The organism is Nitrospirota bacterium, from assembly GCA_016207885.1.
In the GTDB taxonomy this organism is placed as follows: Bacteria; Nitrospirota; Thermodesulfovibrionia; order UBA6902; family UBA6902; genus JACQZG01.
On sequence record JACQZE010000006.1, the window covers coordinates 116378 to 141288 of the forward strand.

At 42.1% G+C, this 24911-nt stretch carries 20 protein-coding genes and 1 tRNA gene; 11 read left to right on the forward strand and 10 right to left on the reverse strand.

Going from position 1 to position 24911, the window contains the following annotated elements; genetic code table 11:
• Positions 1–99 precede the first annotated feature (99 nt).
• The 4 genes from HY807_06045 to nifU are packed head-to-tail and all read left to right on the forward strand — an operon-like array spanning position 100 to position 2349.
• On the forward strand, positions 100–528 hold the full coding sequence (locus HY807_06045; GenBank protein ID MBI4825969.1) for an RrF2 family transcriptional regulator: 429 nt from the start codon (positions 100–102) through the stop codon (positions 526–528).
• A gap of 4 nt (positions 529–532) precedes the next feature.
• Positions 533–811 carry a sulfurtransferase TusA family protein gene (locus tag HY807_06050; GenBank protein ID MBI4825970.1) on the forward strand — a complete coding sequence of 93 codons (279 nt, stop codon included), beginning with the start codon at positions 533–535 and terminating at the stop codon, positions 809–811.
• A complete protein-coding gene (locus HY807_06055; GenBank protein ID MBI4825971.1) occupies positions 808–1962 on the forward strand; it encodes a cysteine desulfurase in 1155 nt (384 codons plus the stop codon). The genes HY807_06050 and HY807_06055 overlap by 4 nt, the downstream gene beginning before the upstream one ends.
• A gap of 21 nt (positions 1963–1983) precedes the next feature.
• A complete protein-coding gene (gene nifU / locus HY807_06060) occupies positions 1984–2349 on the forward strand; it encodes a Fe-S cluster assembly scaffold protein NifU (protein MBI4825972.1) in 366 nt (121 codons plus the stop codon).
• Between the two features lie 2 nt (positions 2350–2351).
• On the opposite strand, the gene HY807_06065 is transcribed toward nifU, so the two are convergent.
• The 3 genes from HY807_06065 to HY807_06075 form a co-directional block, all read right to left on the reverse strand.
• Entirely contained in the window at positions 2352–4283 is a 1932-nt protein-coding gene (locus HY807_06065) for a DUF3488 domain-containing transglutaminase family protein (protein ID MBI4825973.1), read from the reverse strand.
• Positions 4273–5034, reverse strand: coding sequence for a DUF58 domain-containing protein (locus HY807_06070; GenBank protein ID MBI4825974.1), 762 nt, complete (start codon positions 5032–5034; stop codon positions 4273–4275). The genes HY807_06065 and HY807_06070 overlap by 11 nt, the downstream gene beginning before the upstream one ends.
• A 116-nt stretch (positions 5035–5150) precedes the next feature.
• Positions 5151–6083 (reverse strand): MoxR family ATPase, encoded by a 933-nt coding sequence (locus HY807_06075; GenBank protein ID MBI4825975.1) that lies wholly within the window; start codon positions 6081–6083, stop codon positions 5151–5153.
• 67 nt (positions 6084–6150) lie between these two features.
• On the opposite strand from HY807_06075, the gene HY807_06080 reads away from it, so the two are divergent.
• From HY807_06080 to HY807_06090, 3 genes are read left to right on the forward strand one after another with little or no spacing between them, the layout of a single operon-like run.
• Complete coding sequence (locus HY807_06080; GenBank protein ID MBI4825976.1) at positions 6151–6993, forward strand: 1,4-dihydroxy-6-naphthoate synthase; 843 nt, start codon at positions 6151–6153, stop codon at positions 6991–6993.
• Entirely contained in the window at positions 6990–7937 is a 948-nt protein-coding gene (locus HY807_06085) for a Ppx/GppA family phosphatase (protein MBI4825977.1), read from the forward strand. The genes HY807_06080 and HY807_06085 overlap by 4 nt, the downstream gene beginning before the upstream one ends.
• A 21-nt stretch (positions 7938–7958) precedes the next feature.
• On the forward strand, positions 7959–8411 hold the full coding sequence (locus HY807_06090) for an N-acetyltransferase (protein ID MBI4825978.1): 453 nt from the start codon (positions 7959–7961) through the stop codon (positions 8409–8411).
• 28 nt (positions 8412–8439) lie between these two features.
• Here HY807_06090 and HY807_06095 read toward each other — a convergent pair whose 3' ends face one another.
• The 3 genes from HY807_06095 to HY807_06105 all read right to left on the reverse strand — a co-directional run bounded on the left by HY807_06095 (position 8440) and on the right by HY807_06105 (position 15728).
• Positions 8440–8988 (reverse strand): SurA N-terminal domain-containing protein, encoded by a 549-nt coding sequence (locus tag HY807_06095; GenBank protein MBI4825979.1) that lies wholly within the window; start codon positions 8986–8988, stop codon positions 8440–8442.
• Between the two features lie 21 nt (positions 8989–9009).
• Positions 9010–11625 (reverse strand): outer membrane protein assembly factor BamA, encoded by a 2616-nt coding sequence (gene bamA / locus HY807_06100; protein MBI4825980.1) that lies wholly within the window; start codon positions 11623–11625, stop codon positions 9010–9012.
• A 122-nt stretch (positions 11626–11747) separates the two neighbouring features.
• Entirely contained in the window at positions 11748–15728 is a 3981-nt protein-coding gene (locus HY807_06105) for a translocation/assembly module TamB domain-containing protein (protein MBI4825981.1), read from the reverse strand.
• A gap of 249 nt (positions 15729–15977) precedes the next feature.
• Here HY807_06105 and HY807_06110 point away from each other — a divergent pair.
• The 4 genes from HY807_06110 to HY807_06125 all read left to right on the forward strand — a co-directional run bounded on the left by HY807_06110 (position 15978) and on the right by HY807_06125 (position 19551).
• Positions 15978–16053, forward strand: a tRNA-Ala gene (locus HY807_06110).
• A 113-nt stretch (positions 16054–16166) separates the two neighbouring features.
• The gene (locus HY807_06115) at positions 16167–17519 is read left to right on the forward strand and encodes a cytochrome C (GenBank protein ID MBI4825982.1); all 1353 of its coding nucleotides are present in this window, start codon (positions 16167–16169) and stop codon (positions 17517–17519) included.
• A gap of 14 nt (positions 17520–17533) precedes the next feature.
• On the forward strand, positions 17534–18520 hold the full coding sequence (locus tag HY807_06120; GenBank protein ID MBI4825983.1) for a redoxin domain-containing protein: 987 nt from the start codon (positions 17534–17536) through the stop codon (positions 18518–18520).
• A complete protein-coding gene (locus HY807_06125) occupies positions 18511–19551 on the forward strand; it encodes a cytochrome c3 family protein (protein ID MBI4825984.1) in 1041 nt (346 codons plus the stop codon). The genes HY807_06120 and HY807_06125 overlap by 10 nt, the downstream gene beginning before the upstream one ends.
• Positions 19552–19593: 42 nt before the next feature.
• Here the strand turns inward: HY807_06125 and HY807_06130 are convergent, their stop codons facing one another.
• From HY807_06130 to HY807_06145, 4 genes are all read right to left on the reverse strand, one after another.
• A complete protein-coding gene (locus HY807_06130; GenBank protein ID MBI4825985.1) occupies positions 19594–21990 on the reverse strand; it encodes a cytochrome c3 family protein in 2397 nt (798 codons plus the stop codon).
• Between the two features lie 120 nt (positions 21991–22110).
• Positions 22111–23109, reverse strand: a complete 999-nt coding sequence (locus HY807_06135) for an NHL repeat-containing protein (protein ID MBI4825986.1) — start codon at positions 23107–23109, stop codon at positions 22111–22113.
• 81 nt (positions 23110–23190) lie between these two features.
• Positions 23191–24078: a cytochrome C gene (locus HY807_06140; protein ID MBI4825987.1), complete on the reverse strand. Its 888-nt coding sequence runs from the start codon at positions 24076–24078 to the stop codon at positions 23191–23193.
• Positions 24075–24911 (reverse strand): cytochrome b/b6 domain-containing protein, encoded by an 837-nt coding sequence (locus HY807_06145; GenBank protein ID MBI4825988.1) that lies wholly within the window; start codon positions 24909–24911, stop codon positions 24075–24077. Before HY807_06145 ends, HY807_06140 begins: the two co-directional genes overlap by 4 nt.

The following is a 24911-nucleotide window of genomic DNA, read 5'->3' on the forward strand; positions in this document are numbered from 1 at the left end:
GTGAACTAATCCTAACCACTTTCATAATTTCAACCGGACTCCTTATTAGTATCAATTATCAATACTTGACAATATTGGTAAAGTATTATAATTTAAATCATGTTAAGGCTTTCTACAAAAGTACAATACGGCGTAAGGGCGATGTTCGAGATCGCGAGGGATTATAAGACCGGCCCTATCACCATCAGGGAGATCTCAAAAAGGCAGGACGTCTCAATATCGTATCTGGAGCAGCTTTTAAATCAGCTCCGTAAAGGCGGTTTGATCACAAGCCAGAAAGGCCCGGGCGGAGGCTACACGCTCTCAAGAAAACCGGAGGAGATCAATATAGGCGAGATACTGAATATTCTTGAAGGGCCGATCGCGATAACTCAATGCCTTGATACGACGGACACATCAGACTGCGGCCGTGTGGACGGCTGTGTTGCAAGGCTGCTCTGGAAGTCACTTGGCGAAAAGATATCAGGATTTCTCACAACGATCACTCTGAAAGACCTTTTAAAAGAAGAAGCAAAGCTTGAAGGATAATTAAATGGATACAAGAGATAATCTGAAATTCCTAACTAAACCGTTGCACGCGGATGCAACCACTGACATAATATATATGATGTGCCCTATTCATCTTCTTACGATAGCGCAGAAGATCAAGGAGATAAAGGTCGGCCAGACGCTTGCGGTGCTGACTGACTATGAAGGCGCGCTTGAGGACATACCGGCATGGTGCGGCACAACAGGCAATGATTTTTTAGGAGTGATGGAAGAACCTGACCACTTTAAATTCTTTATCAGAAAGCTTAAGGAGTCATCATGAAAAATATCTATATGGATTACGCAGCAACAAACCCTCTTCATCCTGAAGTGCTGGATGCGATGATGCCGTATTTCAAAGAGGATTTTGCAAATCCGTTAAGCGTGTATGAACCGGCTGTAAAGGCAAAAGAAGCGATAGAGAATGCGAGGCAGCAGGTCGCTTCGCTCATAAACGCAAAACCGAATGAGATCATCTTTACATCAAGCGGGGCTGAGTCCAATAACTTTGCAATCAAGGGCGCTGCCCTTGCGAACCAGAAGAAGGGCAAGCACATAATCACAACAAAGATCGAGCATCACTCTATCACAAATTCCGCGCGCTTCATGGAGAGGTCGGATTTTACCGTGACATATCTTCCTGTAGACAAATACGGGATCGTCTCCCCTGAATCTGTTGAAAAAGCGATAATGGATGAAACGATCCTGATATCCATAAATCATGCCAACTCTGAGATAGGAACCATTGAGCCGATCGCAGAGATCGCAAAGATAGCAAAGAGTAAAAATATAATTTTCCACACGGACGCGGTTGCATCAACGGGTAATATACCGGTTGATGTCAGGGAGTTGAATGTTGACCTTTTATCGCTCTCCGCGCATCAGTTTTACGGCCCAAAAGGCGCTTCAGCACTTTACCTGAAAGAAGGCACAAGGATAATGCCGCTCATATACGGCGGAATACAGGAAGGCGGAAGGCGCGCAGGCACTGAGAATGTCCCGGCGATAGTCGGCATGGGTAAAGCAGCAGAGATGGCAAGAGAGAACCTCACTGCCCGAATTGCACATAACATTAAATTACGAGACAAAATAATAAGAGATGTTTCATCAATAGAGAAGGTTCACCTTACTGGCCCTATTGAAAATAGGCTTCCGGGACACGCAAGCTTTGTTGTTGAATACATTGAAGGCGAGGCCATGCTTCTGCTTCTTGCTGCCAACGGAATCTATGCCGCGAGCGGTTCAGCCTGCACATCAAAGGCGCTTAAGGCATCTCCTGTCCTGACATCCATCGGCATACCTTCGCACATGGCGCACGGCTCCGTGGTATTCACAATAGGCCAGGAGATAACTGAAGATGATGTTGACTACTTTACTGATAAATTCAAAACTATCATAAAGAGATTAAGAGAGATGTCTCCTATCGCGCAGTGACAGGAGAGAACGGAGGATAACATGTACAGCAAAGAGGTAATGGACCATTTTACAAACCCGAGGAATGTAGGCGAGATACCGGATGCGGACGGCGTAGGCGAAGAGGGAAACCCTACATGCGGCGACATGATGAAGATATTTATAAAGGTCGAGGGCGATAAGATAGTTGATGCCAAGTTTAAGACCTTCGGATGCGGGGCTGCTATCGCGGTATCAAGCATGATAACTGAGATGGTCAAGGGCAAGACGCTTGATGAGGCACTGGCGATATCAAAAGAAAAAGTGGCTGAAGAGCTCGGCGGACTGCCGGCTCAGAAGATGCATTGCTCAAACCTGGGCTCTGACGCACTGAGAAAGGCGATAGAAGATTACAGAAGCAGGAAATAAGGCTAATCCGGTTTTATGGCTTTTATCTTCTTGCTCAGACTTTTTATCACAGGCCTTGTGAATCCCTGATCTTTATAATATATCTCGTTAAAGTCAGTGACAAATGCCGCTGCCTTGCGCCTTATCTGCTCATCATCGATTCGCAGCAGAAACTCATCCAGCCCCTCACTATGGCCGCGCTCATATCCATGCTTACGCATTCTTTTATGGAATTTACGGATGATCTTTATTTCAGCCGGGGTCTTATGAGTAATTACCCTGTAAGTAATTATTAGAACCAAAATTATAGGGATGAGAATAATTATAAAACTGCCAGCGCTCTTTTTGCCGACAGAAAGATCTATATCGAGCCCGGGATTTTTTATGCCCTGCCCTAATCTCATAAAAAGTGTGAACTGTTTTCTAAGGTCATAGTCAATAACAAAGCCGTTCCAGAAATAGTTGACAACATCAAGCGCCATCCCCAGTTTAAAGAATACACCGCTCTGGTAACTCCTGATGATCACTTCACGGGATGCAGGTGTCGGATCAACCCTGACCCAGCCGCGGCCCTTTATATACGCCTCAACCCAGACATGCGCGTTTCTCTGCTGTACTACATAATATCCGCCCACCGCGTTATAGTCAGCGCCTTTGTAGCCGCCCACAACCCTTGCCGGAACACCTGACAGCCTGAGCAGCACAGCCATTGAAGAAGCGTAATATTCACAATTGCCGTACTTGAGATCGAATAAAAAATCTTCCAAAGGCGTTGTTGATACAGGCAGTCCCTCCATCGAGTATGTAAATTTTTCATCAGAATAAAAGCGCAATATTGAATCAAGTTGTTCCTGCGCATCCTTGCCTGCAGAAAGCCTTAATGCCAGGCCGGTTATCTTCCTGGAAATATTATCAGGAAGCTGCAGATAGATATCCTCATTTATAGCATCTTCATAAATGGTCTCATCTAATACAGAGACAACATCATATTTAATCCTTTTATCCGGGCTCCGCGGCAGAGTGTAAGTGAATACCTTGCTTGTTCTGGACCTGTTAATTGACACTGGCCGGTCAATGGCAAAAAGATATTTATAATTATACGGCTCTAAAAATATCGTCTGCTCTACCCTTTCACCCTTTAACGCCTGCTTCCCTAACTTTACCATCTCTCTCTTATCTGACATCTTCCAGCTTTTGCCGTCAAAGTAGTCAAATACAATGCCCCTCCAATAAAGCAGTGAAGACGGTATCTCTTTCATCTCTGCCCTGAATATCGTGCCGGTATCCTCCTGTATCTCAGATACCATGCCGAGATTAATGTCCTCTGAAAAACCTGTCATTGCCTTTTGTCCCGGTGTCGATACCTTTAGAAGAGGCGAGAACGGCCTGGGCAGAATTATAAAGAAGATCACAGTCAAAGGGATCGCTGCCGCAGGGATGAGCAGAGCTTTTGAAACTATCTTAAAGAGAACATCTTTTTTCAGGAGCAGATCCGGTTCCTCGGACAAGTATGCAAGAAGGACTATCGCGACTGTGAATAAAAATACCAGGCTGAGAAAGTATATCAAGAACAAAAGATCCGTAGAGAGCAAAGCAGAGCCAAGGAGGAGAAAGACCGAAATGGTATATATCTGAAGGTGGTCTCTTGTCTTCTTGTCTTCAAGGAATTTAACTGCAAGAAGAAAGATGAACATCTCTATCATCTTTTCGATCAGGTTTTCATAATTCATGTTCATAACCGTAATGAATATGAATATGACCGCTATGGAATTTAAGTCCCATCGCGGGAAGATGAACCTGTTTGTCTTCTCAAATATGGCGGATGTTATTAAAAGCGAAACAAATAGCAGAGAGTATAAATAACTGACATGCTGTACAACAGAGAGAAAACCTATGGCTCCTATCAGGAAAGTTATAAGCTTGACCGCTAACTTAATACTGATATCAGCTTTCATCCGCGGCACCATATAAAGCCAGCTCATTTAAGACTGTGTATTTGTGGGAATTGGCAGTTTCCGGTAAATAGAGTTTATCTCTTATCTTGAAACCGAAAGGCACGCCCTTTTTATAGAGCTGCAGGATTGTATATGTAATGCAGGAGACCTTTTCTTCAAGTATCTTCATATCAATATCATCGAAATCAATTATTAGCGGATTAAAAGAGGCTGAAGATAATTCCTTTGTCTGGAGCTTATCTGTCTTTGCAGTCGCCTTCCAGTTTATATATCTAAGCGGGTCGCCGCTTATATAATCACGTATGGAGATCATCTCAGGATAGAACCCGGCTTTATTGACCGGCAGTTCGCCGGACCTTCGAACCTTCTCTTCAACATGGCTCAAAAGCTCACATCTCTTTGGTTCAGGAAATACTATGAAGTCAAAGCTCTTTTTGATCTTCCTGCACCTTACAAAGAAATTAAAAGGAAACGCGGAACACAGATACAGCTCGTCTATGCTCTGCCTGCCCCTGGCCTCAAAGGTGAAATTAACATATGCTGACGATTCGGACTTTACGCTTATAAACGGCAGGAAGGCGCTTTCTCCGGCGACATGCACCCTGAACATAAAGCCCGGAAGATATCTTCGCCTGTTGATGTTCCTGATCTTTAATGGAAAGGGCCTGTTAGCGTATACTTCGAGCGAAGGCTCAAGCTCAATGTCAATTCCCGATATATTGGCTTTTCCGAGAAGGCCGGAGATAACCATGAAGCTCAAGAGCGCGGAGACGATAAGATAAACAAGATTAAGGCCGCTGTTTGCTGCGACAAGGGCAAGAAAGATAGTTATGACAATATACAGCTTGCCGGCTTTTGTGATCCTGATTAAACGGGAACTGGGACCTCTTTTACTATCGATCTTATGATCTCCTTTTTATCATAGCTCTCATACTCATCCTTAAAAATAACCCTGTGAGGAATAGTAAACTCAGCCATCTCTTTGACATCCTCAGGGATCAAAAAGTCTCTGCCGCTGAAAAAGGCGTTTGTTCTTGCCGTCTCGGTTATGGCAAGCGCTCCTCTTGTTGACAGCCCTGTCAGAAGATACTTGCAGCTCCTTGTAGCCTTTACTACATCCAGAATATATGCAAGAACATTATCAGATATATAGACATTATCCCTGATGCTCTTCTGGATGCTGACAACCTCATCCTTGTCTATCAGGCGCTCAGTCAAAGCCGCTGACTCGCTGCCCATGACCTCTTTGATTATCCTTTTTTCAGAATCCTTGTCAGGATAGCCGATATTGATCTGCATCATAAACCTGTCGACCTGTGATTTGGGAAGCGGGAAGGTTCCGTGATGCTCTACAGGGTTCTGTGTTGCGATAACAAAAAAAGGTTGCTCAAGCTTATAAGTCACCCCCTCCACCGTTATCTGCCTCTCCTGCATCGCCTCGAGCAGCGCGCTCTGTGTCTTTGAGGTAGCCCTGTTTATCTCATCTACCAGAACAATATTGTTGAATATAGGGCCGGGGTGAAACTCAAATGAATCAGTATTCTTGTTGTATATTGATACGCCTGTAATATCGGAAGGCAGAAGGTCATTTGTACACTGGATCCTCCCGAACTTCAGCCCGAAGGCATTGGCGATGCTGACGGCAAGTGTTGTCTTGCCCAGTCCCGGAAGATCTTCTATCAATAAATGCCCCTGTGAAAAGAAGGTGATAAGCGACAGGCGAAGCGCCTTCTCCTTGCCGTGAAGATGCAGCAAGAGCGATTGGAGTATCTCATTGAATTTCTGTATCTTTGTATCCATAATTGCCTTCGTCCGGCCGTTTTCTTATATGATATAATACAAGCGATATAATTGTAAGGATCGCGATATGAAAAATCTATCACTCGGCTACTCGCCCTGCCCTAATGACACATTTATCTTCTATGCAATGGTTCACAGCCTTATTGATTCCATGGGTTTTACATTCAACGAAGTATTGCTTGATGTCGAAACATTAAATCAGATGGCCTTGAGAAAAGAACTGGATATTTCAAAGGTCTCTCATCATGCATTCGGAGGGCTAAGAAAAGATTACTGCATGCTTCGTTCCGGAGGCGCGCTCGGCAAAGGCTGCGGACCGCTTCTGATCGGAGCAGAAGCATATTCCATCAGCGAATTAAAGGATAAAAGGATCGCAATCCCCGGAAGGCTTACAACCGCATACCTTCTGCTTCAGTTGTTTGACCCGGACTTTAAGATCGGAAAAGCAGATATTTCAGTAATGCCTTTTAATGAGATCATGCCAGCCATTAAAAATGGAGATGTCGATGCAGGCCTGATAATCCATGAGAGCAGATTCACATACCCCTCATATGGATTAAAAGAGATTATAGACCTTGGCAAATGGTGGGAAGAAGAGACAGGGCTGCTCCTTCCTCTGGGATGTATAATCGCCAGAAGAGGACTTGGCGCTGAGGCTATCAATGCTGTCGATAATACAATTCATAAGAGTATTGAGTTTGCTTTTAATAATAGAGATGCCGTGATGCGGTATATCAAAGAACATGCTCAGGAACTTTCTGATGATGTAATAAACAGGCACATTGACCTCTATGTCAACAAATATTCGCTGGATACAGGCGCTGACGGTGAAGAGGCTGTTAAAGAGCTGCTGTTACGGGCTGAAGGCGCAGGGATCATTCAAAAGGCTGACGAACCGCTTTTCATATGAAACCCAGACTCCTTGCAGGCATTGACATAGGAACAAACACCTTCAGGCTTCTGATCGCTGAGGCAAGCAATAACAGCCTGAAACCTGTCTGTTCAAAACGTATGATAACAAGGCTGGGCGAAGGTGTCTCCATTAATAATATGCTCAGGCCTGAAGCGATAAAAAGAAGTATTGACGCGCTTAAAGAGTTCCGGAAAATCATTGACGCTCACAAAACGGAAGCAACCTCTGCCATTGGAACAAGCGTTCTCAGGGAAGCAAAAAACAGATCCCTGTTTTTATGTGAAGCGATGCGGGAGACGGGAATTGAGATAAAGACAGCGTCAAAAAGTGAAGAAGCAGCCTTCTCAGCTTCAGGCATGATGATGGACCTGCATGTTCCTGAGTCAGCGCTTCTTATTGACATAGGAGGGGGGAGCACGGAATTCATTTTGACAGATAAAGGGGAACAGGTATTTTTTGAAAGCCTCAATCTTGGCGCGGTTTATTTACACGACATGTATATTAAGAGCAATCCGCCTGCTGCTGAAGAAATATCTATGATGGAGAAGGAGATTTCCAGACAGCTTGATTCAATCGCAGGATCTCTTCATGAACATCTATCAGGAGAATCATCCCTTATCGGAACTGCCGGCACAATAACCGCTCTCTCAGCAATGGTTCAGGGCCTTTCCGAGTTTCAGCATGGCAGAATACATAACTCAAAGCTAACGCTTGAGAATGCAAATTACATATATTCAGAAATGTCAAAAGTTACCATAAAAGAGAGGCTGAGGCTATATCCGGTGCTTGAGCCTTCGAGGGCGGACATTATACTGTCCGGGACTTCCATTCTTTTGAAGACAATGAAAACATTTAATTTCCAGGAGATAACTGTCTCGGATTACGGGCTGAGAGAAGGGATCATTCTGAATCTGTATAATATATTATCTGCCGGTAACTGATATTAAAAAGGAATATGGATAATGAATATAAATAAAGCAACAATTAAAGATGTCAGAGGCATGCAGTCGCTTATAAATAATTTCGCAAAAAAAGACCTTATGCTTCCGAGATCGCTTAATGAGATATACGAGAATATACGGGATTTTTATGTATGTGTTGAAGATGACAAGGTCATTGCCGTATCAGCCCTGCACGTCCTATGGGAAGACATCGCTGAAATAAAATCTCTTGTAGTCTCAAGCGAATACCAGGGACAGGGCATAGGTAAAAAACTGATAAGAAAATGCTTAAAAGAAGCAGCAGCCCTTGGATTAAAGAAAGTCTTTGCCCTCACATATAAACCTGAGTTTTTTATCAGTCAGGGTTTCAGGGAAGCAGATAAGAATGCCCTGCCTCAAAAGATATGGGGGGAATGCCTTAAGTGCCACAAATTCCCTGAATGTGATGAATCAGCTGTTCTTATCGAGCTTTAAGTTTATTTTTTTAGCACAACAAGTATTGTTAATCAGCAGTCTTATGATCATCACCAGGCTGCACTCTTATGTAAGCATTATCTCTTAATTCTTTTATATGCTCAGAAATTCTTATATTTAACTTTTCATCGACAAGTAAAGCCTCTACCTGATCCTGAACATCATAAAAGTTTTTCCCTTTAAACAAAGATGAATTCTTTATGTAATAGTCTTCAACTGCTTCGAATGGTATATGGATAAAGGCTTTTATCCTTCTTTCAAGATATCTTTCTACAAGCAAGTTATCAGAAACCTTAGTGTCAGGAGAAATTTCAAAACTGAATTTCTTTGCCTGTTCCAGGATCAGCTCCGTGTTGACCATCTCATCAAGAAATTCCTCTTTGGATATGCCTCTTCCCGAGGCTATGGCGTTTTCATAGGCATTATTGAATTCACTCAGCAATATCACCTCATCATTGACAATGGCAACCACTCTTTCAATGATCTCAGTATCTGCAAGAACGGATGAGATCTGCAAGAAAAGAATGAATGAGGCAGTCATTGCAATATTAAAGAAAATATCTGCTCTAAGCCGCATTATACATTTACCTTTCCTTTATTAAAATGCATGGCCAAAACTGAAATGGATCTCCCCGGGGCTCTCACCGGCATCCCTGTCAAATTTATGCCCATAATCAATCCTTACCGGGCCGACCGGCGTGATATACCTCAAACCTCCGCCCGCTGAAAACTTTAATTTACCATCGATATCATCTGAAACCTGCCAAACATTCCCGCCATCAAGAAAAATAACACACCCGATACCCTTTCCTACATCTATTCTTAATTCCTCATTAATAAGCGCAAAGATATTGCCTCCTGTCGGAACATCTGCAATCCCCTTTGGCCCGAGCGTATCATGGCTATACCCCCTTACCGTAGTCCTGCCGCCAAGAAAAAATCTTTCAACCAGAGGCAGCTCATCATCCTCTTCATAACTATAAGATGCGCCTCCTTTTAGAGATGTCGCAAAGACCAGGCCTTTCCTTAACTCGTGATACCATGAGCTCTGAAAAGTTCCTTTAATGAATTCGACCTCAGACAGAAAGGCCTTTGACGCAAACTTAATTACAACACCATTGATAGAACCGCTGGAAGGGTCAAACGGATTATTTCGAGTATCATAAAAAACAGATGTTGAGATACTCCCGATAGCGAGCGTGCCGGCATCTTCCCTGCCTAATATCACACCAGGTTCAAGATTTGAAGTTTCATTTAACGAGTACTCGTAACTGACATTGGTTTTTAAACCATCAGCCAACTCTTTTTCAATGCCTGCAATGATCGAGAGTTTGTCAATCTCAAACAGGACATCTCTTGTATCAATGTTTACATTCTTTCTGCCCTCTTTGCTCAGAGACGCCCTGAAATCCAGGCCACGCTTATTAAAAAGCCATGGCTCAACATATTCAATTCCAAACTTTTTTTCCACAGAACTGACCTCTGCCCTGAACCCTGCCTGCCTGTTAGAGCCGCCAAGATTGTTGTAGTTGACATCCAATGAACCCCTGAACTGTTCATAATCACCATATCCAAGAGCAACCTCAACTGAGCCGGCCATGTCTTCCTTTAATGTTACCAGTACGTCCCTGACAGTCTTGTAGGAAAGCTTCTCAGAGGAGAGTTCATCTATTGAGACTTCATTAAAAAGTCCCATTTTATATATGCTCTGCTTTATCTTTAATATCTCATCATAATTGTAAGGGCTCCCCTCAGTAAGGGTAAACTCACGCCTGATGATCTTCTCCTTTGTCTTCCGGTTGCCTCGAATAATGACCTTGCCGAGGACAGAAGGCCTGTTCTCGGTTATATTAAAATGAATGTCAGCCTCGTTTCCGTTTATCTCAGTGGCAATATCAACATCGGCATCAATATAACCAAATCGTTTATACAATGCAAGAACACTGTACCGTGCATCACGGATATCCACGAGATTTAAAGGAGTATTCATTCTAAGGCTGATAGCATTCCTTATTTCTGATACTGACAGATCACTGTTGCCGTTAATATCCAGCCCTTTGACCATGACCTGAATACCTTCATTAATCTCAAAAACAAGGTTAACGATACGCCCGTCATTTTCAAATGCCTTCCTTACATTGATAACTTTCATATTGATATAGCCTAAGGCATTATAGAAATTTTCAATGGAATCGCTGCTGCCGGCCAGAAGGTCTTCATCATACAGGGCATTTTCTTTAAGAGGTATCATTCCTTTGACAATTTTCTCATCAATGCTCATTCCTTCAAAATCAACACTTCCAACAGTAACCTTCTTGCCCTCAAATATAATAAAAGTTATTTTTGTCAGATCTTCAATATTCTCTACTCCAGCAGCAACCTGAACATGATAATAGCCGCTCTTAAGATAAATATCCCTGATCCTGTTTGATGCTTCTTCGATCAGTTCATCCGAAACCATTTCACTCTCGATGAAGGGCATCTCTTTCAATAGCTTTTTGTTGCTGAATACCGTATTCTCCCTGAATTCTATCTCAAACCTGCCACCGGGGTTGACCGGGACATAAAGCTCTCCATCCCTTAATTCATATGGGCCGACCTCAGGCCGGATATAACCTTGCTTTATGTAATAGCCCTTTAGTTTGGTAATTTCCTTATCAATGATATCGCTGTCATAAATATCATTTACAGATACGCCGGTGCGCCTCAAAGCTTCATCAGGCATATTTATACTTTTAATTCTGAGAGGCATCCCCTCATCAATGTTCACATCGATATCGACCTTTGAAATGCTTTTCGGGGTTTTAAAGCTTATTTTTACGGCCGTATTATAAAAACCCTTTCTTTTATACAGGCTGATAATATTCTTTTCCGCTTTTTGAACAAGCTCTTCCCTGAAATCATCGCCTTCATCAAGAGACATCGCCTTCATGACCTGCTTTTTTGAGACTCCATTATTGCCTTTGATATAGATATTGCTGATAACAGGGAACTCCCTCACAAAATATGTAAGTTTTACACCGTCACCGGTCCATTCAGAATCAACCCTGATATCGAGAAAAATACCTTTTTTAAACGTTCTCCTGATACATTTTTTCAAAACTTCCTTATCAAATGTTTCCCCGGCATGAAAACACATCATATCAACAAACGCTTCACTCTCTATCCTTGAAAGCCCGACAACCTTGATATCACGGATCAATTCACGGCCCACTGATTCAGCAGACAACTTAAATAAAGGAATAAAGAAGACAATAAGAAACAAGATTGCCGCAGATATTCTGCTATATGTTTTTTTAGATTTTGAATTACACATCATATATTCAAGCTCTGCCGCTACTTAAATTTAAACTTATATTTGACATCCGCCCCTGTGCTTCCTATTTCATCTCTTGACCCGACGATGGAGATATTGTTGCCAAGGTCATATTCCATTCTCACGACATTCTCTTCTGTGGAGCCTATTGAAGTTGAGTATACAACTGACAGTTTTTCATCCAGAAAACGCTTTCCGACTGTGATCTTGGGGCTTACCGATCCGGTTGCAGTAGTATGCGGCTCGACTTCAAAACGGTCAAAGCCTGTAATATACTTGAATCCCTCTTCAACCTCACTCGTAATTCCGCCTGTCAAAATAGATGTGGCCTGGCTTGTTGCCATCCCGCCCTCGACTCCCTTGCCTTCATTGCTCACGCTTCCGAATGAAAGGAGCGTAAGAATATCCATTTCTGAAAGGTGCGGGTTAGAAAAGAGCGAAAGTGTAAAATTATCAAGCGGGCCGTCAAGGTTCATTTTTACGCGATATCCGCCTGTTGAGGTCTCAGCCTTTAAATGTAATACCGGAGAAACTTTATCAGCTGCGACAAAATCCACACTGCTGGCTTCCAGAAGCTTAAACTCATTTCCCCTGAAAAATATCGATCCCCCGCCGGACTCGACAAGTCCGATCAAACCGTATCTGGCAGGAGTTCCGGTCAGAGTCAGATCAACCTTGACAGGAGTTTTAGCAATATTGTTATCAATATATATGTCTTCAATTCCAACAATTCTTATATTCAGCAATGTCTTGTCAAACCATATCTGATTTGATGAGATCACATCGATTTCTTTAAGCCCCAGAAACAGTTTTTTAAACTCGACATCTTTCTTATACTGAGCTTTTTTAAGAAGTATCTCGCCGGTCAGGCTTGACCCTTTAGATGATGCTTCAAAAAAAAGCTTACTGTCAAAAGCGGCATTGACACCCTTTATCGGGCTGAGTTTAATTGCTGTCATATCAGCTGAAACAAGAAGCCTGTTAAATGATAATTTATCAAGATATCCGGCGCCGTAAAAAACCACCTTCCCTCCGGCAAAATCACCCTTAATTGAATCAAGAATAACCTTGTCCCTGTTAAAAAAGACCTTTCCGTTAAGCGGGCCGGCCTTATGAGGGAAACCTTTAAATCCAAGAGTGGTACCTCTGACATCAAGCTCTCCGATGATCTCCGGTTTCTCCCAGTTTCCGTTAATGTCAACTGCAAAATTGCCGCGCCCCTCAAGAGACGTTATCTTATCTGTCAACACCTGAAGCGGTAACAAGTCAATATCCCCCTCTATGTTAACATCGTAGCTTTTACCCAGGAAAATATCCCCTTGAACATTCAGGTTTGCATCCTTTCCGACAAGAGAAAAAGACTTTATGCTGAGGTCATCATCCTTAAGGTCAAAAATAATATCCCCGTTATTCCTGAAGTCATAACCGTAAAGGCTGAAAGTCAAGGAATTAATCCTGGAGCCCATGGATATCCTGCCTTTTTCAGACTTCACGTTGATATGGCCTTCCACAAATGAGGAGATATCCTCAGGAGGATCTTTAATTAGCGCAGCCAGAAGAAAATCGTATCTGCCTTTCTTAAAATCAACATCAACAGCCCAGGAAGGCACTTCTGACAGAACCGCATTTATATCTGCAGTTATTCTATCGTCTAAAAGACTTCCCCTTGCGGATAACCTCTGCCCTTTTATGCTCCCCGTGATCTCACCTTCACCTGCATCAACCCCTCTAAAACTGCTGTCCATCATGCCAGCAGAAAATCTGATGTCAGGTTTTTCAAATGTGCCCGAGCCATCCAGTTTCAGTGTAAAGAGAGAAGCGAACTGCATACCGGTTAAATATGAGATATCCTCAGAACTGATCTTATCGCTTCTGGCTGATATTTTAAATCGTTTATCAAAATATAAACTCCCGCTTGCTGCAATGCCTGAAACTCCCTTTTTCATATCAACTGCACTAAAATCCAATTTTTCAGAATCAAGCGCAAGATCAGCAGATAGTTTGTCGAACTTCTGGCCGTATATATCGCCTTTAGTGACAATGAGACTTCCGTTACCTGTGAAATTCTCATTATCACCTCTAAAGCTCATTTCACCATTTAAACGGCCTGTCAGTTTCAGCGTTTCAAAAAATGCATCTGTCAATGACCTTGCCTCTATATTATTGAAAACAGTTTTCGCATTGTAATAAGGAGAATCAAAGGAAAAGAGCCCGGGTAACCCTCGGAAATCAATGCCTCCTTTGAGATTAAGGCTGGCTTCGGATTGATTAACGGTCAAGTCACTTACAACGAGCGACTTAACACTGCGGGTTATATCAGCAGATGCATCAGAGATTACGAAACCATTGATGTGCCCCGGCCCCATTTTAAGAGTTCCTCTAATCCCGGGGGCTTCAAAAGGGCCTGACGCCTTACCTGTAAAATTGCAGGAGCCTTTTATATTGCTATAGTACGGCGCTGAAAGGTCTGAAATATCCGTACCGTCAATCTGAAGGTCAAGGTCAAGCATCTTTTTATCAGTATCGGCCATGCCGTCTATAGATAAAGAGGTATTCAATGAAGATATCTTTGAGCCGCTTATGGTTACAACGCTGTCAGAAAAATCAATATTACCTTCAACGCTCTTTATCCTGTCTATAAATTCTTCATCGGAATCAGTGGTATTTTTATAGCTCAAAAATGCATTAACATCTATATCCTTGCCGATGATCTTCAGTAAATCAAAATTACCGCTTATCCTGCCGGGACGGAATGGAGCATCCCACCCGATATAGTTCATAAGCTTGACACTGTCAACTTCTGTGACCGATGCAGCAACTGCAAAATCTCCTTCAGGTATGTCAATATGCGCAGTGCCGCTAAGCACACCTTCATAAGCATGTGCGGTAAAATTTGTCAGAGCGAACCTCTTGTCCTTATATTCTATCTTGCCCAACCCGCTATCAATAGGCAGCGTTCCGAACTCTGCGTCACTAAGCTTAACATCCCCTTCCCCGGCAAGCTCAGGAAAGATGCCTGTAATCTTCCCGTTCACAGCTATTCTGCCATTTACATTCTCATTAACTTTAAGAATATCCATCAGAGTTTCAAGATAGAAATGACCTTTGCCATCCAGATTCAAAGCGAAAACCGGAATATCAGAATGTTCATCCATGGAAATACCGGCTGTACCTGACAATGTCAGTACCCCGTCTGTTTTATTTTCAGCGCCAAAAATTCTGCCGATGTCAGCTTCATGGATAATTGCCTTGCCGCTAAACTCTCCATTACCCATCCTCCAATTATTAAAGGCCGCCTCGCCGGCTGCAGCAACAGTTGAATCTGCGTATGACACGACTATTTCAGGCACCCTGACCCTGCCGTTCGCTATAATAAATCTCCCTTTAAGTTTATAATCAAGCCCGCCGAGATCATTGATATTCAGTGTTCCATTTTCAAGTTTAAAATCAAGTTGGGCAGTGTCTTTGATAAGCATATCCGCATAAAGCCCATTTCCAAGAAATGTATTCAAACCGTCATTAACCGTGTAAGTGAATTTCCCATCGGTCAACTTAAGGCTCTTCAGGCTCACATTGAACTGATCCGGGCTGGAAACTGAAAGCCCGGCTTTTATGTGGTCTACTATTTCAGCTAACTCGTCCTCAGTTATGGTCAAGTTCGGTTCTGTCAGAACAATCCTTCTTATCCTGACTTCTTTTGAAAGAAGTCCAAAGACGTCTAAATAAATTCGTGACTTTGTTATCCACAACAGCCTCTTGCCGTCCTCATCTATAAACTTGACACTCTTCCCCTGAATATAAAAAGGAAAAAGGTTGATGACAGCCTTGTCCATTATTACTTTTTTGCCGGTAACATTTTCCAGAACAGGGATTACGACCCTCTTGATAGAATTGGAAAGGTACGGGCCTCTAAAAAGAAAATGTATGATCGCAAGAATGAATACTGCTATCAGAACGCGTATTACTATCTTTCTTTTTTTATTTGTCTTAACTTCAGCCATTGATTTTGTTATGAATAATGTAAAATGATAATATGTTAATACAGCTTATCAGGCAATGCTTTTGTGTTATATTTATTTAAATAATATATTCAGTATAACAATACAAATGTTATAATACTAAACAATTATTTAAGCGTCAATTAAGTCATTACACTGCCGAAATACAAAATGTTTGAAGGATACGGCTATCTGAGATTTGTTTAATTGGGGAATAAACACTTAGTGATTATCCCCTTTACTGGTTTGACAGGGCGGTTAGCTCAGTTGGGAGAGCACCACGTTCGCAACGTGGGGGTCGGGGGTTCGACTCCCCTACCGTCCACCAGCTATCATATGTAGTCACAATAACATATATATTCATAGTAATAACATAATTGCATTGATATCCTGCATTAAGTATAATATTTCATTCATTTACCATATATAACAGGAGGACTCATGCTGAAGAAACGTGTTGTTATGCCTATGATTTTTATCGCATTATTTCTTGTTTTATTCATGTTCTCAGGCTCATATACGCGCTCATTTGCCCAGGAAACAGGGTGTATCACTTCAGATTGTCATCCCAAGCTCGATAAGGATAAATATGTTCACGGGCCTATAGCTGCCGGAGCATGTGAAGTCTGTCATGGGGCATCACCAAACCATAATTCAAATCCTAAGAAGAACAAATTCAAGCCGTTAGGCGATGTAGCCAAAAAATGCTTTGAATGCCATGATACTTTTGATCCCAAAAAGACCACTCATGCACCTGTCAAGGAAGGCGAATGTCTTGCATGTCATGACCCTCACGGCTCACCCTACAAGTTTCAGCTTAATAAAGAAGGTTCCGCGCTCTGTTTCGATTGTCATGACGATAAGATAGTGGGTGAAAAGTTCGTTCACGGGCCTGCGGCTGTGGGAGGATGTATCGCATGCCATGAACCCCATACTGCAAATTACAACAAAAACCTTAAGGCTCAAAGCCCCGCTCTTTGTTACACATGCCATACTGACAAAGCTGCCGAGTTCCAGGATGCCAAGGTTATTCACACTCCGGTAGCGGAAGACTGTGTAAACTGTCACAACCCGCACTCCGCTCCCAAAAAATATATGCTTTCTGATGAAGCCCCGAACCTCTGCTATGGATGTCATACTGATATGAAAGAGTGGGTAAGCAAAGTAGCTAACAAACACGGGGCTATTGACAAGGACAAATCCTGCCTTAACTGCCACGAACCGCATATTTCAAATATCCCTAAGATGCTCGCAAAACCCCCTATGGATCTGTGCTTAAGCTGCCATAATCAGGACAGAAAAACCCCAAGCGGAGTCATTGTAACCAATCTAAAAAAACTTCTTGATGAGAACAGTGATCATCATGGCCCGATAAAACAGAAAGACTGCTCCGGATGTCACAACACACACGGCTCGGATAATTTCAGAATGCTGAGAGAATTTTATCCAGCTTCTTTTTATGAGCCTTTTTCCGCGCGCAACTACGCACTATGTTTCAGCTGCCATGAGGAATCGATTGTAAAGGACCTGGAGACTACAACACTTACAAACTTTCGCAACGGAAAAGTTAACCTGCATTTCAAACACGTTAACAAGCCTGCCAAAGGCCGTACCTGCCGTTCGTGCCATCAGACACACGCCAGCAATCATCCCAAACATATAAGGGATTCAGTTCCATTCGGTTCATGGGAAGTCCCTATTAACTTCAAGAAAACAAATGAGGGCGGCAGCTGTCTGCCCGGCTGTCACAAGATCAAAGAATATAACAGGACAAAAATGGTAACAAACGAATGATATTATCAATTCTATTGTCAATAATACTTCTGCTAAGCCCTATTGCATACGCTGATGATATTCAGGCCGGTGACGCAGCTCCTGATTTCAGGCTGATGACATTAAAAGGCGAGGTTCTATCATTAACTGACTATAGAAACAGCATCCTGGTTTTTATTTACTGGAATCCGGAACATAAACGTTCAGCCCTTGCCCTTAATGATGCTCAAAGTATCTTCAATAAATACGGCAAAAAGGGTGTTCAATTTGCTGGGATAACGGCTGACGCCGGCAAAAAGGATGTTGTCCTGAATATTGTTGATACTGACAAGATTGAGTTCCCTATTCTTTTAGATAACGAGAGAAAGGTATATGATAATTATCAAATACGTGTTTACCCCACTACAGTGATCATCGATAAAGAGGGCAAACTTTCATATATACTTCCCGGACATCCCCTTACTTATGCAGCTGCGCTTGAAGGCTATATCAGGTTAGCTTTAGGAGAGATCGATAAGGATTCACTGACTGAAATTCTATCGCCCGGAAAAGAGGATGTTGATGAATCTGCGAATGAAGCAGAGAGAAGATACAACCTTGCTCTGGAATTTGCAGGCTCAGGACTTTCAGGCCAGGCAATTGAGACAGTAAAAAAATCTATTGAGTCAAAGCCCGATATCGCAAAGTCTCATATACTGCTGGGCTTTCTGCTGCTTGGGAATAAAGAAGCTGATCAGGCCCTTTCAAGCTTCGACAAAGCCATCGAGCTGGATCCTGACTCCAAAGATGCTAAAACAGGTCTTGGCGAGGTTTATATTCTTAAAAATGAACTTGATAAAGCTATTGAGATCCTCACTTCGGCAACAGTAGCAAACCCCTACTCTCAAAAGGCTTATTATGATCTGGGAAGGGCCTATGAGTTAACGGGTGAAAAAGACAGATCAATTGAAATGTATAAAAAAGCAGTACATAACATATTAGAAAAGAACCTGCTCCCATCATCTTTTTCAAAATGCAAGTAAGATATCTCTATCTGCCTATCATTCTGTCATTCCTTATCCTGCTGAGTCAAAATGTATCCGGTGAACAAAAGATCATTACGATTAATTACCCGCCTGACAAGACGATTAGGGAGTTCTTTGATGCCGGCATCTCTTTAAGTGTGCCTTTAAGCCTGGTAGACAAGATACATGTAAAAGCAGAAAACAACATTGAGGGCGATATCATACCTGACAGCAAATTTGAGTGTTTCAATGTTCCCTTGATCTACGGATTGAACAGTATCACTATAACAGCTTATAAAAATAACAAAACATTAGAACAAGTCATATTAACTATCTTCCGCCGTTCAGACATTGAAAGCTCCTATAAAAATCCACCTTCTGATTTCACAAAAGACCTGTTTCATATGAATGCCCGTAAAGAATGTTCTGCCTGTCATGAACTTACTCCCAGGGAAGCGGATAGAACGCCTGTTAATATTGCTACATATTCAGAGTTATATTTCAAGGATAATTTATCTTATATAAGCAAGACGTCAACATGCTATTCATGCCATAAAAAGATTACATCTTATCCCTTTGTACACGGCCCGGCCTCCGTGTGGAGCTGCCTAAGCTGCCACAACCCTGAGAGCATCCCAAGATACTCAGTTAAGCAACCCGAATCCGATGTCTGTTTTGGGTGCCATACGGAACAAAAAACTGAATGGAAAAGCAAAAAGATCATCCACGGCCCTGTGAACATTGGACGGTGTGCAATCTGCCATAGCCCCCACTCTGCTCCGAATGAATATAATCTCGTCAAACCGGTCTGGGATCTCTGCACGAGCTGCCATGACGATAAAAAATCAGGACAGCATATCGTTGGAGGAATGTTCTTTAAGGATGGGCATCCTACAAAGGGAAAACCCGACCCTGTAAGGCCGGGAAAGGAACTGTCTTGCGCAAGCTGCCACAACCCGCATGCATCAAATTTCCCAAACCTGTGGGCACTCGAAGCTCAGGGGCCATTTGATCTATGTCTGAAATGCCATAAATATTACTATAAATAGCAATAAGATTATTGCTCTCCACTCAGCCCTGCAATTCAATTTCTATTTCTGAATTTTTTCTACTCTGTCATCCGGATCATGATAATATTTGAACCTGAAAAGAGCATCAAGCCCGTGGCAGTCAATACAGATATTGTTATAGCTCACATTTCTTAAGAAGCTGTTTGTGACATCACCATCAAGGTTTTTATTCGGCCCTTTTTCTTTCAGAACAGGGTTCCATTGATGGGCGTTATGGCATGTAGGGCATGATATATTGCCTACACTTATGTAACTACCGTTCTTCTCATCAAACAATGGAGAAAAGTCTATGGAATGTTTATCAGCCCTTAAAATATTATCAACAAGCATGCCAGTGGGATGAGTTGCGATAGGAGGGATCTTTGCTTCAGCGGATTGGCCTTTTGAATGGCAACTGATACACAACGACTCCATAAGGCCACCGCTCACATAATTAAGGATATAGGGTCTTGCCCAGAGCTTAAAGCTGCTTGGGCCGTTATGCACCAGATGGCACGCGCTGCATGCCCCGGATTCAGCTGCAGTATGGCCATTAACATTTTTTTCATCCGGAGCAGTAATATTCAGGTCATGGTCTGTTCCTACAACCAAACTCTGTTTGGCATGGCAATTAACACAGAGCCGGGAAGAATAAGAATTATCCAGCCTCAGAAAACTATTTCTTGAATCACCCTCAATCTTTGAATGATCTTCAGTGATTATATCATCCGGGTCCCAGCGATGGGGGTCATGACAGGTCTGGCATGTCATAAGCCCGTTTTTTGATACTTTACCGTTAAAATCAAAAAGCGGGAGAGTCGTATCAATCTCTTTTTCAGATGGCATGATATTAACCGGATGAGAGTAATCTTTTACGACTTTTTTTCTGGCAATACCTTTATCATTATGACAATTTACACATAAATCCTGAACAACAACCCCGCTTTTTATTTCTATAGGCCTTGCCCATAGATAGTTCTGCTGTCCCCCGTGAACAAGATGACAGATCCCGCATAGGCCCGATTCGCCAGGCTTCTGCCCCAGTATATTCTTTTCGTCAGGTGCAACTTTGTTCATATCATGTTTGGAATTTTTGATAGAAAATTTCCCACTATGACAGCTGCTGCAAAGTTCCGGGGAAGGCTTTCTGAGAAAAGATGTATTAATATCCCCCTTCACTTCCTTTCTTATCTCCCCTTCCGTCGAATCCGAACGCCATCTGTGCGGGTCATGGCAAGTGGCACACGTGATCTCGCCGTTTTTATCCTGAGCGCCGTAAATATTAAAAAGAGGGAGATCAAGTTTTTCTTTTTCAGCGCTTATTGTAGTCAAGATAATCTCTGAATCCGATTTCTTTTTTTCAAAAGGACTCACATCAACCGGGTGTCTGTAATCGTCCGGGATTTTCTCTTCAGCTATATTTTTTTTACTGTGGCAGCTCAGGCATAGGGATGTCGTATAATCTTTTTCAATATAAAGTTTTCTGGCAGCCTTATGAGGCAGATGGCATGAGGAACATACGCCTGCTTCAGAAACGGTCTTGCCGTCAAGGTTCTTTTCACCAGGAGCAGAATTCGCAAGATTATGCTTAGTCTGTTCTATATATTTTTTATCTGTATGGCAGGTAAGGCAGAGGCCTGAACCTTCGTCCTTTATTATCAGCAAGAGTTGTTTCTCAATCATATTATTGTGCACCTTATGACATGTCTGGCAGATAATTTCATTATTCGGCCCCAGCTTTGCTCCTTTTCTAATCAATTCATCCGGTATTCTCACCTTTTCAAATCTTGAGTTAACAACATGGAACGGTTTTCTCCTGCCATCATCCGTAAAAATATTCTTGTCCCTGTGGCATTCAAGGCATAAGCCTGAATTACTGGAGCTCTCGATCAAAAAACTCTCATTAGGTGAACCATGCACAGTATGGCACGTTTCGCAAATGATCTGATTCTTCTCCTCACCCTCTTTAGACCCATAACCAAAAAGCTTCTGAGGCAGGATAAAATCTTTCCGCACTCCTATCGGATGATTGCCCCGGTCGATTCCGCCGTCTTTTTCAGGATGGCACATGATACAGATACTTGAGTTCTTGTTTGATGCCCTAAGAAATATCGTCTTCTCAATTCCCATCTCACTTGAAACACCATGTGCAGTATGACATGTTGAGCATTGCATTTTACCTGCTTCATCCAAGGGGAAAATCTCCGGTATTTTCATATCAGGCGGAGGCACCCTGTTTATCTTGTGCCTGTGGTCATTATAAACTCTTGCCCTCGAATCAACCACGCTGCCATCATGACATGAAAAGCACATCTCAGGCTTTGATTCAACCTTGCGTGACTCAAATTCAACCAGATCCGAACCCTTATGTTCTAAATAAAAAGTGTCGATCCACCTGTAATGACATATCGCGCATTCTTTTGCAGAATCCGGATTCATGGACACATTATTGCTGCCATAAGAACTGACAGCAAAAAATGATAAAAGCCCCGCGAAGAAAAATGAAGAGAAACGTTTATTCAACAGCAGCATTGTTTAACGATCATATTTATTAATTTATTATCTCGTATCAGGTTTAACTTCCGCATCATCAGTTTCATTTTCATCTTCAAGTTTGAACACACTGACCTTTTCGCCAAACATCTCAACAACGTAGAGCCTGTTATTTTTATCAATAAAGAGCCCCGTCGGGGTCTTAAATTTTTTCACAGCCTTTCCCGTTGAATCACCGATTACTGAATAAAAAGTGCCGCGCTCATCAAATACCTGGATTACACCCATATAACTGTCACTCACGTAGATACGTTTATTGCTGTCAATGGCTATCCCCTTCGGCCTGAAAAACTCCCCTTTTTCAACTCCCCACGCTCCGATAAACTCTACGAATAATCCCTCAGGATTCAGTACTTGCACCCTTGTATTGATCACATCCACCACATACAGGTATTTTTCATTATCAAGTGTCATAAGAAAAGGGTAACGGAATTCCAGCTTTTCTGTTCCGGGAACGCCATATGAATTAATCTTCTTCAATGTCTTTAGATCATATACAAGTATGCAATGATTATTATTGTCAACAACATAAAATACGCCCCTTGACTCATCAACTGAGACATCTGTCGGGTCAGAGGTGATTCCGTCATTTGACGTAATTTCGACTTCAGTTATAAAGCCTCCGTCAGATTTAAAGATCTGCACTCTGTTGTTCCCCGAATCAGCAATATAGACATTGCCTGAGTTATCGATTCCGATTCCCATGGGGAAATCAAATTCACCGCTCCTCGATCCTTTCCTTCCAAAGGAATACAGATAAGTTCCTGAGTGGTCAAAGACCTTGATTTTGTTGTTAACACCATCTACAACATATATTAATCCGTTATATGAAACGGCAACATCACTCGGCTGACTGAAATTATAGGATATGTCAAACAGATGCCTGACCCTGGTAAGCTTTATGGCATGGGCAGTGCCGGTTAGAAAAAAGGAGGAAACCAGAAAAATAATTAATATTGCTGAAGGATTGGCTACTGATAGATATCTAAATATTCGGGATAACATACTTATAAAAGTATATTATATTCCGTCACATTCTGTCACTTATATTTATTACAAAACAAATACATATGCGTTAATAAAACCCTACATCCTGCCCTCCTGTTTTCTTTCCTGCTCCTTAACCTGCTCACCCGGGTGCAGCATTCTCGGCATGTAAAACTCAGTATATTTTTTGATCATGCCTACAACTTCTGTACTTAATATCGAATCTATCCTGTCCCTTGGATATCCGAGTTCCAGCAGAGGAAGTAGCGGCGATTCTTTCTGATGACAGTCCTCACATATATATGGCTGTTTGGTGACAATTTCATGGATCATTTTTTTGGCCTTTGACTTCTGCGCTTCAGTAAGTTCTTTCTCCCTATCTTTTAATTCCTTAACAAAGTCGATACGATCCTGAGAGTCAACCCGTTGCTCTTCTCCCATTTTATTAATATCAATCTGAATAATTTTTGCATTATATGAGCCGGCATTATTTCTCAGTACCGGGCTTGGAACCAACTCTCCCGTTTTCCTGTCATACCATTTATAAACTCTGGGACTGCTCCCTTCGAGCTTAACATGACAGGTTTGACAGGCAATAAAAAATGCATGCATATTAAGAAAAGCCCTCAACTCCTTGACATGATCATGTGGCATATCACCATGACACTTGATACAATATGATCTATTGTCAGGCCCTATATCAAAACCTATGTGATGAAAATGTCCTTCAATCCTCTGCTCTTCAATGACCCTGTATCCGAGATAATGTTTCACCCTCTCATCGCTTTCAAGTATTATCCTCTCAAATTTAGTCTTTTCCGCCTCGCGCTTTCTCTTTTCTTTAATATCTGTAACCTCTTTGAGTGCTTTCCTCTGCTCATATTCCTCAATAATATGATGAAAAGTGACATTCCATATAACAATGATAAAGCCGATCGTTAAAAACATAAAAGCTATGACATATAATTTATACAAGACGTGTTTCATTGCTTACCTGCCTCATCAAAAGAGACTTCTGAATGAGATCCATGCGGAGGGCGTATTTCTTTTTCAAGGCCGGCTTTCTTCATGACCTCAACATAGTATTCATAATGTTCTTCTATCATCAGTTCTTCAGGCAAATAGCCTGTAATATATGCCATCCCCATCGGAAAAACCGATATGGAAAAATGAACGTTATACCAATGCCAGATGAATAAGAAAAGCGCGGCAAGGAGCGCCTCATCGCTGTGAGCAATTATAGAGAAATTGATGACAATACCAGGGACGATCTTTGTTGCAACTACCTTGTTCCACATAATAAGGCCTGACAATCCAATTACGACCATACCCCAAAAAGGAGCCCAGTAATCGAATTTCTCCTTCCATGTGAAAAGACCGCCCTCGGGTCTTTTATTCGTTATAAACAACAGATACTTAAAAAGATCCTTTATATCCCTCACATCGTTCATGTTTGGCACAAGCGGCTGATTCGCGAGCAATTTCAAAAACATTCCGGCAGTGAGACGCCCTTCTCTGATTTTCAACGGGACGATCTGAAATTTATAAATGACAAATGCGAGATAAAATATATGGTAAATAAAAAGGATCAGCAGGACGCTGCCAGCCGCTTTATGAACAATCGGAGCGGTATTTATTCCCCCAAATAATTTATATAGATAAGGAGCCCAACCTGCATTATGAAACTTCAAAGGCATCCCGGTTAATACAAGTAATATTACTGACAATGCGAGTACTATGTGCTGGAATCTCTGATTCCTGGAAAACCTGTAAAAATACCTTTGCCCGTTTAGTGTTTTTATAACAGGATATTTTTCCAT